This window comes from Hyalangium versicolor (genome assembly GCF_020103695.1).
Taxonomy (GTDB): domain Bacteria; phylum Myxococcota; class Myxococcia; order Myxococcales; family Myxococcaceae; genus Hyalangium; species Hyalangium versicolor.
The window spans coordinates 1-13,287 of sequence record NZ_JAHXBF010000052.1 but is presented as its reverse complement, the minus strand read 5'-3'; the positions used below and the strand labels follow the sequence as shown (position 1 = coordinate 13,287).

Genomic DNA, 13,287 nt, shown 5'->3' with positions numbered 1-13,287 from the left:
GGGCTCAGGCGGCCTCGGCCACGTCCTCCAGGCACTCATCGGTCAGCCGCTGGATGTGACCGATGACGGCGATGCAGAGCAGCGCGCCGAAGGCGAGGATGACCTGGGAGGCGAAGCCCGCGAGCAGCGCTGACGTGAGTAGGAAGGGATCCGAGTCGAGGGTGCTGAAGAGGTACTCCTTGACGATCCAGGCCGCGACGCCGAGCACCCAGGCAGTCCACCAGGCCGTTACCGCTGCGTTCAGCTTGGGCGAACCTCCCAGGCTCAGCCGCAAGCTGCGCACCACGAGATAGGGATCGTACAGGTGGGCCAGCGGGATGAACCACCAGGCCACGGCCCACGCGGGCGTCGTCCCGGGATCCAACCCGAGCATCCGCGCCGTCCTCACGGCCAGGTGCAGCCAGCGCAGAAAGAAGAACGCCGACAGCGCGGTGGCGAGGACCACCGGAGCGGTCAGCAGGCGGGAGAGCCGCTCATAGGTCCTCGCCGCTTCGTCAGGCGCCAGGCCCGAGTCGAGCCGGGAGATCAGCCAGCCCGTGAGGATCGCTCCGAGCCCCATCCCGACGGTGACAAGGCCCAGCGACCACCGCGTCAGGCTCCCACGTGTTCGCAGGGAAGGCAGCTCCCGGAGCTGGCGGTACTCGCAGGCCGCGCAGAGTTCTCCCCACGTCTCACAGCGGGCGCAGACGAAGCGGCCACACCGTGAGCACGTCCCCACCGGCTTGAAGGCCGGGTGCGCGAGGCAGGCGACATCGAGCGCCATGGCGGCAGAGGCAGAGGTCATCGAGACACGCTGGGATTATGACCCAATCCACGCCGGAGATGGACCAGACTGCCCCGGTATGGATGCTCACGATGCCTGGGAAGCGCTCGAGCTGGAGAACCCCGAGCCGGAGCAGGTGCTGGCCCGCTTCGAGGCTGCCGAGTCCGGGCTGGGTGAACCTCGCACCTTCCAGCTACCGGCGGACTTCGGCTTCTACGACGCCGCGAATCGCGAGCTGATCGTCGGCTTCAACCGCTGGATGCTGGAGCGCTTTCGGGAGTTGACGCCGCCCGGCGGATTCGTGCACGTCGTGGATCCCGACCTCAACCACATCGGCTATCGCCTTCATCCCCACGCACCGCTGGGACAGGGTGCGACGCTGGAGCAGTGGTGGGGCTTCGTGCAGTACCTCCAGGGCTCGGTCTGGAAGGTGCCGCTGCTGCCGGATGGAGACAGCTACGACTTCATCTCACCGGGCTTCGACTGGGCGTTCCGCTCGCGCTTCGCCGTGAGTGGCCTCTCGGAACTCGTCTTTGCCGGAGCGCCGATGCTTCGAGCGCTCGAGGTCCACGGGCTCCCGGAGTTGCTCCTGCGCCTCTCCTGAGCCCGCGGACCTGGGGTCGGAGGCCCTCAGGGCGCCTTGGACACCTTGTTGCCGATTCCGGTGGCGCTCACCTTGGGCTTCTTGGCCTTGCCCACGGCGCGCTTCCACGTGACGGTGTTGCTGGAGCCGGTGACGTCGATCCGTCCCACGCCCTCCAGGGTCACCTTGTTCGTGCTCCCCGTCACCTCGACGCTCTTGCAGTCGCCGGTGATCGTCAGCTCGTTCGAGGAGCCGCTGATCGACACCTCGGTCGTTCCCGAGCAGGAGAGGGTCTCCTTCCGGCCGCTGCCGGTGATCTCGACCTCTGAGCCCGAGCTGTCCTGGGTGGCTTCGTCCGCGGCCCGCTCGGAGGCAGGGGTGCTGGACTCGTCATCGTCCGTCTGGACGTTCACCCTGCCGCCCCCCACATCCACTTTCGACCCGCCGGACTGGACCTTGACGCTCCCATCCTTGCCGACCTGGACGGAGCTCTGCGCGCCCGCCGCCATCGAGAAACACACGGTGAGCCCGACAACCACTGAAAGGATCCGCTTCGACATGGGTACCCGCTGCTGCGCGTGAGGCGGGGGTTATACTCCGGGAGAAGGCGGCGCATACTTCCAGCGACGGTGCAGCCACAGCCATTGTTCAGGGTATTGACGGATGATGCGCTCGAGCCCCGCGGTGACCAGGGCGGTGTGCTCGGTGATGGGGTCCTTGCCCTCCTCGGGCGGCGGTGGCGGGATGGGCCCTTCGATGTGCACGCGCATGCGCGGGCCGTCCCGCACGCCCATCACCACCCACGCGGGTACCCCGGTGCGCTGCGCCGCCACCGCCATGGCCGGCGTGGTGGACGCCAGCTTGCCGAAGAACGGCACGAAGACGCCCTTGGTGGGGATGGCCTGATCCAACAACATGTACGCGCTCTCGCCGCGCCCGACGGCGTCGATGAGCTCCTGCACGGCGCCGCGCGGGTAGATGAGCCCGGCTCCCGCGCGCACCCTGTTTTCCGCGATGCGCGTGTTGAGCGCGCCCTTGAGGGGACGCACCAGCGCGTTGAGCGGCACGCCGCGGTGGATGAGGACCTCGCCCAGAATCTCCCAGTTGCCGAAGTGGGCCGTCACCAGCAGCGCGCCCTTGCCCGTGGCCAGATGCGCCTGGAGCGCCAGCCACGCTTCGCGACCCACCACGTCCTCCTTCTCCCAGTCCGGAGGCATCCGGTCCCGATCCGCCAGGGCCTCGAGCACCGTGCGCGCCATGGTGAGGTAGGTGCCACGGACGATGGTGTGCCGCTGCTCCTCGGTGAGCTCCGGCATGGCCATGGCCAGGTTCTCCAACGCGACGCGTCGCCGGATGCCCAGCGAGTAGGCCAGCCCGCCCACGAAGCGCACGAGGCGCTCGCGCGTGCCGCGGCTGAGCCCCGCCACCCAGCGCAACGCGAGGTTGGCCAGGAAGCCGGTGAGCGGGCCCGGCGGCTCGCCGATGACTCGGCGCAGGTGGGAGGACGTCAGCCGGATGGGATGGACCGCGGGGGCGGGCACGGTTGCGGGCAGGGACACGGCGGCGCACTCCACACCGAAGCGAACAGGCGAGCAAGGCCAGTCGACGAGAAGTCACTCCCCTGCTGCGCCGTGCCGCGCTAGACCGCGTCCCCATGCGCCTCCTTCCTTTCTTTGCTCTCCTCCTCACGGGCCTGCTCACAGCCTGTGGAGCTCGGCAGAACGTGCCGGATGCCGAGACCGCTGCTCCCCCGGCCTCCGCGCAGGCCGCGACTCCGGCCTCTCCTCCACCCTCGCTCACGCCGCCCAGGCTGCGCCTGCCCACCACGGTGCGTCCCACGGGCTACACGGTGGAGCTCACCGTGGACCCCACCGCGGAGACCTTCCAGGGCGTGGAGGAGGTGGCGCTCGAGGTGGCCGAGCCCACCTCGGTGCTCTGGCTGAACGGCAAGGCGCTCACGGTGAAACAGGCCACCGTGACGCAAGGGGGCGCGTCCATCGCGGTGACGCAGGTGCCCGGCACGGACGAATTCCTCGGCTTCACGTTCGCGAGCCCGCTGGCCAAGGGCCCGGCGACCCTGCGCATCACCTACGAGGCCGTGGCCTCCACCCGTGAGCTGGATGGCGCGTTCCGCAACCAGGAGGGCGGGGACTGGTACCTCTTCACCGAGTTCGAGCCCCTGGACGCCCGGCGCGTCTTTCCCTGCTTCGACGAGCCGAGCTTCAAGGTGCCCTGGCAGCTGACCCTGCACGTGCCCAAGGGAAACGTGGCGGTGAGCAACACGTCCGTGCAGGCCGAGGAGTCCCGGCCGGATGGGGGCCGCACCTTCCGCTTCGCGCGCACGCCGCCGCTGCCCAGCTACCTCATCGCCTTCGCCGTGGGGCCATTCGACTTCCTGCAGGCCGCGCCCTCGGGCCGCAACAAGGTGCCCACGCGCATCATCACCCCCAAGGGCCGCGCCGCCGAGGGTGCCTACGCCGCGAAGGTGACGCCGGAGATCATCGCCCGGCTCGAGGACTACTTCGGCATTCCCTACCCGTTCGAGAAGCTGGACACCCTCGCGGTGCCGCTGCTGGGGGGGGCCATGGAGCATCCGGGGCTGGTCACCTTCAACTCGGAGATGATCCTGGCCAAGGAGTCCGAGGACAGCACCGAGCGCCAGCGCGACTTCGCGGACACGCAGGTGCACGAGCTGGGGCACCAGTGGTTCGGCAACCTCGTCACCCTGTCCTGGTGGGACGACTTGTGGCTCAACGAGGCGTTCGCCACGTGGATCACCCCGCGCATCATCGAGGTCTGGCAGCCCACCTGGGATGCACCGGTGCAGAGTGTGCAGATGCGCTCGCTCGTGCTGGAGTCGGACAGTCTGGTGTCGGCGCGGCGCATCCGCCAGCCCATCGAGAATGACGGAGACGTCCAGAACGCCTTCGACACCATCACCTATGGCAAGGGCAGTGCGGTGCTGGAGATGACGGAGGAGTGGCTGGGGCGGGAGGTGTTCCAGCGCGGCGTGCAGCGGTACCTGCGGGCTCATGCGCGCGGCAATGCCACGGCGAAGGACTTCCTGGATGCGCTCTCGGCCGAGGCGGGACAGGACGTGGGCAAGGTGCTGAGCACCTTCCTGGATCAGGGCGGGGCTCCCGTCGTCAGCGCCGTGATGGACTGCTCGGGGAAGACGCCGAAGGTGGTGCTCTCCCAGCGCCGATACCTGCCGTTGGGCTCGCCGGGTGTGGCGGCGCAGACCTGGCATGTGCCGCTCTGCGTGCGCTACGGCGTGGGCGCGACGACGGGCCGGGCCTGCACCGTTTTGGAGACAGAGCGCGCGGAGCTGCCGCTGCCCGAGGCGAAGTCCTGCCCGGATTGGCTCTACCCCAACGCCGGAGGCGCGGGCTACTACCGGGCCGAGGTGAAGGGCGATGCGCTGCGCAAGCTGGTGACGGCGGCGGACAAGCGGCTGACGCGCACCGAGCGCGTGGCGCTGCTTGGGGACACGTACGCACTGACAAAGGCCGGGCTGTTGCCCGCGGCGGATGCGCTCTCTCTGGCGGTGCGCTTCGCGCAGGAGACGGACCGGCAGGTGTTCAACGCCTCGCTGGAGCTGCTGGGCCTGGTGGAGGAGCGGCAACTGCCGGAGGCTCGCCGGGAGGACTTCCACCGCTTCCTTCGGGACACCTATGGGGCGCGGGCCCGAAAGCTGGGCTTCACTCCGCGCGCGGGGGAGAACGAGGACACGCGCCTGCTGCGCCCGCTGCTGCTGGGGCTGGCGGGGGGTGGGGGAGGAGATCCGGTGCTCGTCGCCGAGGCGAGGAAGCTGGCCGGGAAGTGGCTGGCGGATCCCCGGGCGGTGGATCCGGAGTTGGTGGGCACGGTGCTGGGCATCGCCGCGAAGTACGCCGGGTCGGAGTTCGTTCCGAAGTTCCAGGCGGCCTTGAAGATGGCCAAGGAGCGCAAGCTGCGCCAGCAGCTCATCCACGGCCTGTCCGGTGTGAGAGATCCCCAGTTGCTCCGCCAGCTGCTCCCCATGCTGCTGGATCCGGCCAACGACGCGCGCGAGTGGGTGTGGATGATGATCGGGGCCGCGTACCATCCCGCGACGCGAGACGTGGTGTATGCCTTCGTGAAGGAGAACTACGACGCGCTCGTGGCGCGGCTGCCGGAGGACTTCGCCGCCCACCTGTCGCGCGTGGGCGGCTCCTGGTGTGACGCGGAGCACCGCAAGGACGTGGCGGACTACTTCGGCGAGCGCAGCGGGAAGGAAGAGGGCGGAGCGCGAGTGCTGTCGCAGGTACTGGAGAGCATCGACCTGTGCATCGCCCAGAAGGCGGCTCAGGGCGCCAGCATCGAGGCCTTCCTCACCCAGGGGCCGGTGAAGGTGCCCGCTTCCAAGTAGGAAGGAGGCTGCTCGCTCTCGGGGCGCTCGCGCTGCCTCGGGAGCGTGGTGGGAATGAGGCCGGGCACTCCCGCGAGGAGCGCTGGCGGCCCACCATCGGGAACCTTCCCTGCCTCCTATGTGTTTCCCAGATAGGAGGTCGCGACCCATGGCTGCAGGCATGACGTCCGCTGCGGTGCGCTTCTGGGATGCGCTTGCAGTCTCGGTCGCGGGCTCCGTACTCATCGTGTTCCTTCTCCCCTCCGCGAGTCTGGCCGCCACACCGGGGGCCAGCACGTCGGCACTGACGCCACTGGAGCAGGAGCTCATCGTCACGCCGGAGCTGCGGCCCTCCGAGACGCGTCAGCCCGTGCTTGGCTACCTGCGCCACACGGCGGAGGGCTGGAAGCTGGACATGCTGCCGGGCGCCGTCACCCGCACGGGCCCGTTGCCTGTGCTCACCTCGGGAGCGGATGCGGCGCCGGAGTATCCTCCTTCGCTCTCCGTGTACCCGTACGCACCACTCTTCCGGGTCGATTTCTAGGCTCGCCGTCACATCCTCGCCCACGCCACTCCACCACGCGGGAGAGTCCCCCAGGGGACTCGGAGCCTGGAGGGCGTCATGGCGGAACTGAGACTGGCTTCCGAGGGAGGGCTTCCTGGCACGTGGTACTCGCGTGTCCAGGGGCAGCTCGAGCAGACCGAGCAGCGTTACAAGGAGCGGCGTCGGGTGCGCGAGGGGGTGGTGCACCAGCTGCGGGACGAGCATCGCACTCCGCTGGAGGTGGACAGCTCCGATCGCGTCCAGGCCCGGTTGCGCCGGTTGGGCATCGACGCGGCGGAGGGCAAGCTGTGCCCGGATCCCGTGCAGGTCCGCTCCCGTATCGTCCCTGGCACCGCCGAGCCCGCGAAGCTGGTGTTCGAGCGGGTGCTGGGGCGCAGCGATCTGACGAGCGTGTGCTTCCTGGAGCGAGGCCTGAAGGTGTCCCGAACCGTGGGGCGGGTGCGCATCAACGACGCGCGTGGGCGGCTGACGGGCTACGGCACGGGCTTCCTGGTGTCGCCCCGGCTGATGCTGACCAACCACCATGTGCTTGGCAGTGCGGCGGAGGCCAGCCACAGCCAGATCGAGTTCAACTACCAGTCCGGAATCGACGGGGCGGCACTGCCCTCGGTGCTCTTCGAGCTGGATCCGGCGACCTGCTTCATCACGGACGAGAAACTCGACTACGCGCTGGTGGCGGTGAAGGAGCGATCGGCGGATGGGCAGGCACTGAGCGAGTTTGGCTTCAACCGGCTCATCGAAGCGACGGGCAAGGTGCTGCTCGGCGAGTACGTGAACATCATCCAGCACCCCAACGGAGAGCCCAAGCAGCTCGCGCTGAGGGAGAACCAGATCGTCGATCTCCTCGATAACTTCACCCATTACATGACGGACACGGCGCCGGGCTCCTCGGGTTCGCCTGTCTACAATGATCAGTGGGAGGTGGTGGCGCTCCATCACATGGGTGTGCCGAAGCGTTCGGAGGACGGTCACCTGCTCACGGTGGACGGCGAGACCTGGGAGCCCGGGATGGACCCGGCGCTGCTCGCGTGGAAGGCGAACGAGGGCGTGCGGGTGAGCAGCCTGGTGCGGCACATTCGTTCCCGGACCGTCTCGGGAGAGGCGGCCCGGCTGCGCGCGGAGCTGCTCGAATCCACGGCGAACCCTGAGACGTCCTCGCGCCCGCGCTCGGGTATCCGCAAGCGCATCGCCACGGTCGTGGCCCGGCACGTGAAGGGGGATGCGAAGGGAGGCGGCACGGAGACGGTGTTGGATCCACGGAACCGTGGGTTTCCAGTGCAGCGGGTGAACGTCTCCGAGCCGTCCGTCGAGGAACCTTCGGAGGGCGAAGCGCCGCCCAGCGAGCTGAAGGAGCAGGCGCAGGAGACACGTGGGGTGATTCTCACGGGAGGGAATGCCACGCTGACACTGCCGCTGCGCGTGAGCATCCAGGTGAGTCTGGGAGACGGTGCCGCGCTCGGCGGTAGTGCCGTGGAACCGCGTCCCGCGCCCGCGCTCAGGAAGGCGCCGACGCGCCGGCCCATCATCCAGGTCTCCGCCCACGCACGGCCGGAGATCGAAGAGGCGCTCGCGGAGCTGGAACGGTCCCGTCGTCGGCCCTACTTTGACGAGGCCGCCTCGCTCGCCGCGCAGGAGCGTTACTACGCGGACGTGGGGGATGAGCCGGACTACGAGATGCTTCGTGAGCTCGTGCGAGGCACTCACCGCACGCTGTTGCGCTACGCGCCGATGAGCCAGGTCTATCCGTGGGTGGACCTGCGCCCGGAGGGCATGCTGCGCAGCATCTACTCGGGCAAGGGGTTCGATCCGGAGGAGTTCATCCGAGAGGATGCGCGCATCGACCAGCTACGAGGCGAGCGCTTCCGCGAGGTGCTGACCACCGAGGGGCTGCTCGGCTCCGAGGCGATGGCGGCGAGGATGGATCTGCTGGAGGCGGCGCTGCCCTACAACTGCGAGCACGTGGTGCCCCAGTCCTGGTTTGGCAAGCGCGAGCCGATGAAGGGAGATCTGCACCACCTGTTCGCGTGCGAGTCGGGCTGCAACAGCTTCCGAGGCAACACGCCGTACTTCGACTTCCCGGACTTCGAGGAGGTGGAGCGGGAGGAGTGCGGGCGGCGGGTGGCGAACAAGTTCGAGCCGACGAGCGGCAAGGGGACGGTGGCGCGGGCCACGCTCTACTTCCTGCTGAGGTACCCGGGGGAAATCAACCGCACCTCCACTGAGTACGAGGAGAGTCGGCTGGCGGTGCTGCTGAACTGGCACCAGGCGGAGCCGCCGTCGCTGCACGAGCGGCACCGCAACGACGCCATCTTCGAGCGCCAGGGCAACCGCAATCCCTTCATCGACCACCCGGAGTGGGCCGAGCACGTGGATTTCCGAGAGGGGCTCGGGTGAGCGCGCGGGCAGGGTGGCGGGGGCTCCGGCTACGGCCTCTCGAGATCATCGAAGAAGATCTTGAGCACCTTCCACTTTCCGCCTGCGCGCTCGAGCTGGGCGTACCACACGATGGCCTCGTTGTCGGAGGCGCCGCCCATGGCGACGTTCGCGGGAAACCTGTCCGTGGCTGGGTTGAACTCGAAGCCGCAGTGGGCGTTCTTGAGGAGCGGAACCACGTGCTGGCAATGGCCCTTCTCGTCCCCGGTGGCACGAGCACAGTAGCGAAGCACTGCGCCTTGGATTGTGCGCCACTCGTCCGAGTTCCAGGCAATGTCGCGGGCATCCCGACCGCGATCCCCACTCTCGCAGAAGTAGGGCGGCTCGTCGGCCCGCGCGAACGAAACAGGGCTGGCGATCGTCAGGAGTGCCAGGAGGAGTTCATGCGGTTTCATGAAGTGGGAGCATAGATCGTTCGCCTCGATGAGGGCCGTCATCCAACCACCACTGAGGTGCCCCTCCGTCCCCTGGTCGAGAGCGGATCCCCATCCCTACGGATCTCCATGCCAAGTGTGATCGTGATCGGTGGAGGTGTCGCAGGTTTGACCGTGGCCCACGAGCTCGCCGAGCGCGGGCTCGAGGTCCATGTGTTCGAGGCGAGAACGGCCTGGGGAGGCAAAGCGCGCTCGCAGCCGGTGGCCGGGACCGGCACGGGAGGGCGCAGCGACCTGCCAGGCGAGCATGGCTTCCGCTTCTACCCGCGCTTCTACCGGCATGTGATCGATCAGATGCAGCGGACTCCGGTGACGAACGGTGTGAACGGCAACGTCGAGCAGCACCTCAAGGCCACTACCGAGAGCGCCATTGCGATGGTGGACGAAGATACGTGGTTCCGTTTCTACCGGCGGCGTCTCGACAAGCCCTACAGCGTGCTCGAGGCGCTCGAGCTGTTCTTCCAGGAGCTCGACTTCGACGCGGCCGATGTCAGTCTGTTTGGACTGAAGATCCTCCAGTTCATGACCTCGAGCGATGAGCGCCGGCTCGGCGAGTACGAGGGGCTCTCATGGTGGGATTACCTCCGAGGGGACCTCTACTCGCCGAAGCTCCAGCGCCAACTGCGCGCGGTACCGCGCACGATGGTGGCCATGGATCCTCAGCACGGCTCGGCACGGACAATCGGTATCATCTCGATACAGCTGCTCCTCGACTTCGCCACGAGCGGTGTGAACAACGACCGGACGATGGGCGGACCGACGAGCCAGATGTGGCTCGAACCCTGGGTGGCTTATCTGAGACGCCTCGGGGTGCACCTCCACGGTGGTGTGCGGTGCAGCGGGCTCGATGTCACCGACGGACGCATCTCGCAGGTCCGCTTCGATGATGGCCAGGCACTTGGCGCGGATCACTACGTGCTCGCGGTGCCTATCGACGCTGCCCAGGTGCTGATCACGCCGGAGCTCGCCGCGTTGGATCCGGCGCTGGCCCGCCTGCGCGCCGCCGATGTCGATCAGCTGGTGTCGTGGATGGTGGGGCTCCAGTTCTTCCTCTACGAAGACGTGCCCCTGGTCCGGGGCCACATCTTTTATCCGGACTCGCCGTGGGCACTGACTTCGATCTCTCAGCCCCAGTTCTGGCGTGAGCTCGGCCTGTTCCGGCGCCAGTTTGGGGACGGCTCGGTGGGCGGTCTGATCTCGGTGGACATCTCCGAGTGGGACACGCCCGGCACGTTCGTGCCCAAGCGCGCGAAGGACTGCACGCCCGAGGAGATCAAGCTCGAGGTCTGGGCGCAGCTCAAGGCATCGCTCAATGGCAGGCACGCGGATGAGCAGATCCTGACCGACGAGCTGTTGCACTCCGCCCACCTGGACGCGGACCTCGACTACAGCACGGGCCTGCCGCCGAGAAACCCGTCGCGGCTCCTGGTCCATCCTCCGCGTTCCTGGGAGGTGCGTCCCGAAGCGGCGAGCGTGATCCCCAACCTGTGCCTTGCGGGCGACTATGTCCGCACGCACACCAATCTGGCCTCGATGGAGGGGGCTTGCGAGGCAGGGCGGCGCGCGGCCAATGCGATCCTCGACCGGATGGGCTCAACGGCCACGCGCGCCACGATCTGGCCGCTCGAGGAGCCTGCGGCCTTTGAGGCGTGGAAGCGCCTCGACGCGGTGCTCTATCAGCGAGGCCGCGCGCACCTGTTCGAGCTGCTAGGCATCGACTCGGCATTCAAGGCTGCAGACCTGCTGCGCCGGTTCGGAGCATTGACGGGAGTCTCCCGTGTCGACGATCTGCTGGACCGGGTGAGAGCCACCGACCTGGTCGACGGGCTCCTCTCGCGACTGGGCGTGCACTGAGCGCGCCCTCGTTCCCATCAATGCAGCGGGCTCATGCGCGTTTACCGCACGGCAAACAGCGGCACTCGAACTCTAGGCACACATCTCAAGAGTGCTTGAGGCCCGAGCAAGTCGGGCCTGCTGTACTTCAGGCCTTCACTCCTTCGGGCACGTCTCTCGAGACCGTTTCCTCGGAAGAAGTCTGGGACTGCTTCGGGCGGGCGTCATCCGGCGCTTCAAGACCTCGGGCCTGCCGCAGCCATTGCGGCCAGTTACGAATCTCCTCCCTGGCGTCCTCGATCTGCGCTTTGAGCCATCCCGGCTTTCTCACTGGATTCCTCCTCACGCGGTTGCACCGCTCCTCGGAATTTAAGGCCGATGCTTTCCACAATGGAGCCGAATCGCGCGAGATGTTCAGCCTCCAGAGGGCTGTACACAGTGTAGTTTCCTGGGTGCTTCGGAACTACCTTCGTAGGTACCCATGCGAGCACACTGCCGCTCTTGTCCTTACGCTCTCCCTTGAGTTCGAAGAATTCCATGTACCGCCTGGGAGCGATGCCGACGAACGGTGAAAAGATGACCTTGCCGGTGGACCCTCCCTCGGAGCCCTCCAAGGCGATGGAGTCCGAGTAGAGGTCCGCAGCCAGGCTCTTGGGGTAGGGGTCGATGTAGACGACCCGCGAGATGCCTGCGGCGATGATGTGCCGCGCACACTCATGACAGGGGAACGTCGTGACGTACATCACACCACCCTGCACGGATACACCGCGTCTCGCTGCTTCCATGAGCGCGGCCATCTCGGCGTGAACCGGGCGCATGAATTCGATGAGGTTCATCACCCGGGAGTCACTCCAGGGGCCTGTCTCCTTGTGGAGGACCCGCTCGCGCAGTTCCTGGACATCCAGGTCGCGGTATGACTCCGTCAGCCACTCCTCTTTCTGCAAGAGCCGGAGCAACTCGGAGATGAGGTCGTGCTTGTGCCGGTCGCTGGTGTCCTCGCCTCCTACGAAGTCGCGCCCGTCCGGTTCATCTCCCTCCCAGTACAAGCCTCCTCCCGCTTTGGGCACTTCGTTGGTGCCGACGGCGATGAGTTCTCCCGCAGGAGAGGTGATGGCCGAGCCCACTTGTCTCCCCAGAGCCGCAGAGCGCATGGCAGCGGCTTTCGCGAAGAAGATGCCCCACTCACTCCGGGTCGGAGTGTGGAAGGGGTGGCCGAAGATGAGCCGGACAAAGCGCTGGATGCTGCGCTCCATCTCCTTGGGATTCGTCGCGTCAATGAAGACATCCGCTTCGGGAAAGGCCCGCTGAACGTCCTGGCCCATGGGGTCGCCCATTTCGCGTTCATCGGTGCGTACGAGATCCTCTGCCTCGCTGCGCAGTTCCATCGGGCGCCATAGGCCTCGGCTCTCGGAGATGCTTCGGGAGAGCTTGTCGACGCGCTTGTCTCTCGGGGCATATGCAGACAGGAGGAAGAAGGCGGAACCGTAGATCTTCCGAAGGGACTCGACCTCTTCCCGGCGTTTGAGCGAATGCAGGATGAACGCGCGACGCGTACTGCGGCGCTCAGCCTTGACCATGTCGCTTCGTTCAGCCCGGATGGCGCTCAAGGCCAGCCATGCCATCGCATCCGCGCATCCCATCTTTGCGCGCAACTCGGTTCCCGCCTGCATGTGCTCCTTGTAGTAGAGGTGCTTGTCCCCATTGGAACTCAGGTGGGTGTCGAGTCCCTCGATTTCGTGCAGCAAGGACGAGAGGCGGATGGGGCGTGGGTCGTAGTTCGCCTCCGCTGTGAGTGCCGCAGAGAGCGCTTTGGATACGGCTGTCAGATCCGTGCCAATGGCACCTACGAGACCAATGACGAGTTCAGGAGCGGAATTCGCGGCTCTGCGATTGAACTCCTCTTTGTCCGCAAGATGATGCGGTCCATCGCTCATGCTGTGGTCCTCCCCGTTGCCATCACAGACTCGCGATAACCCTACTGTCTTGTGAGCAGCAAGAGAATGCCCGGACTGTCGGCCCAGGCCTCGTGCACGACAGCGTACGCGCTCCAGCTGGAAGCACTTATAGCGAGGAAGGCCGATGCACCCGGGGAAGCGAGCGACGAGCGCACCGCCCAGGGGCGCCGTGTCCGGCGCATGCGTGGGAGCGGGTATGGGCTTGCGCGAGGGGAGCGGTGTCTTGAAGTATGAGCCTGCCCCGATTTTGTGGACACCCCTGATGAGTCGAAACACGAGAGGATGTGTCCCATGGAACGAAGGAAGAGACGGAGCTTCACGCCCGAGTTCAGGGCGGAGGCAATCCGGCTGG

At 67.0% G+C, this 13,287-nt stretch carries 10 protein-coding genes; 5 read left to right on the top strand and 5 right to left on the bottom strand.

Annotated features, from left to right (window positions below):
- Positions 1-4: 4 nt before the first annotated feature.
- Positions 5-784, bottom strand: coding sequence for a DUF4328 domain-containing protein (locus KY501_RS51170; RefSeq protein WP_224372892.1), 780 nt, complete (start codon positions 782-784; stop codon positions 5-7).
- Between KY501_RS51170 and KY501_RS51165 the strand changes: the two genes are divergently transcribed.
- The gene (locus KY501_RS51165) at positions 762-1,367 is read left to right on the top strand and encodes a hypothetical protein (protein WP_224372891.1); all 606 of its coding nucleotides are present in this window, start codon (positions 762-764) and stop codon (positions 1,365-1,367) included. The genes KY501_RS51170 and KY501_RS51165 overlap by 23 nt on opposite strands.
- Before the next feature lie 26 nt (positions 1,368-1,393).
- Here the strand turns inward: KY501_RS51165 and KY501_RS51160 are convergent, their stop codons facing one another.
- Positions 1,394-1,906 carry a DUF3060 domain-containing protein gene (locus KY501_RS51160; RefSeq protein ID WP_224372890.1) on the bottom strand — a complete coding sequence of 171 codons (513 nt, stop codon included), beginning with the start codon at positions 1,904-1,906 and terminating at the stop codon, positions 1,394-1,396.
- A gap of 30 nt (positions 1,907-1,936) precedes the next feature.
- On the bottom strand, positions 1,937-2,905 hold the full coding sequence (locus KY501_RS51155; protein ID WP_224372889.1) for a lysophospholipid acyltransferase family protein: 969 nt from the start codon (positions 2,903-2,905) through the stop codon (positions 1,937-1,939).
- Positions 2,906-3,000: 95 nt separating this feature from the next.
- Between KY501_RS51155 and KY501_RS51150 the strand changes: the two genes are divergently transcribed.
- The 3 genes from KY501_RS51150 (at position 3,001) to KY501_RS51140 (ending at position 8,674) form a co-directional block, all read left to right on the top strand.
- A complete protein-coding gene (locus KY501_RS51150; protein WP_224372888.1) occupies positions 3,001-5,736 on the top strand; it encodes a M1 family metallopeptidase in 2,736 nt (911 codons plus the stop codon).
- Positions 5,737-5,884: 148 nt separating this feature from the next.
- Complete coding sequence (locus KY501_RS51145; protein ID WP_224372887.1) at positions 5,885-6,259, top strand: hypothetical protein; 375 nt, start codon at positions 5,885-5,887, stop codon at positions 6,257-6,259.
- Positions 6,260-6,337: 78 nt separating this feature from the next.
- Positions 6,338-8,674: an endonuclease gene (locus tag KY501_RS51140; protein ID WP_224372886.1), complete on the top strand. Its 2,337-nt coding sequence runs from the start codon at positions 6,338-6,340 to the stop codon at positions 8,672-8,674.
- A 29-nt stretch (positions 8,675-8,703) separates the two neighbouring features.
- On the opposite strand, the gene KY501_RS51135 is transcribed toward KY501_RS51140, so the two are convergent.
- Positions 8,704-9,150, bottom strand: a complete 447-nt coding sequence (locus KY501_RS51135; RefSeq protein ID WP_224372885.1) for a hypothetical protein — start codon at positions 9,148-9,150, stop codon at positions 8,704-8,706.
- Positions 9,151-9,216: 66 nt separating this feature from the next.
- Between KY501_RS51135 and KY501_RS51130 the strand changes: the two genes are divergently transcribed.
- Positions 9,217-11,001 carry a hydroxysqualene dehydroxylase gene (locus KY501_RS51130; protein WP_224372884.1) on the top strand — a complete coding sequence of 595 codons (1,785 nt, stop codon included), beginning with the start codon at positions 9,217-9,219 and terminating at the stop codon, positions 10,999-11,001.
- A gap of 251 nt (positions 11,002-11,252) precedes the next feature.
- Here KY501_RS51130 and KY501_RS51125 read toward each other — a convergent pair whose 3' ends face one another.
- Complete coding sequence (locus KY501_RS51125) at positions 11,253-12,914, bottom strand: anti-phage dCTP deaminase (RefSeq protein ID WP_224372883.1); 1,662 nt, start codon at positions 12,912-12,914, stop codon at positions 11,253-11,255.
- Positions 12,915-13,287: the final 373 nt, after the last annotated feature.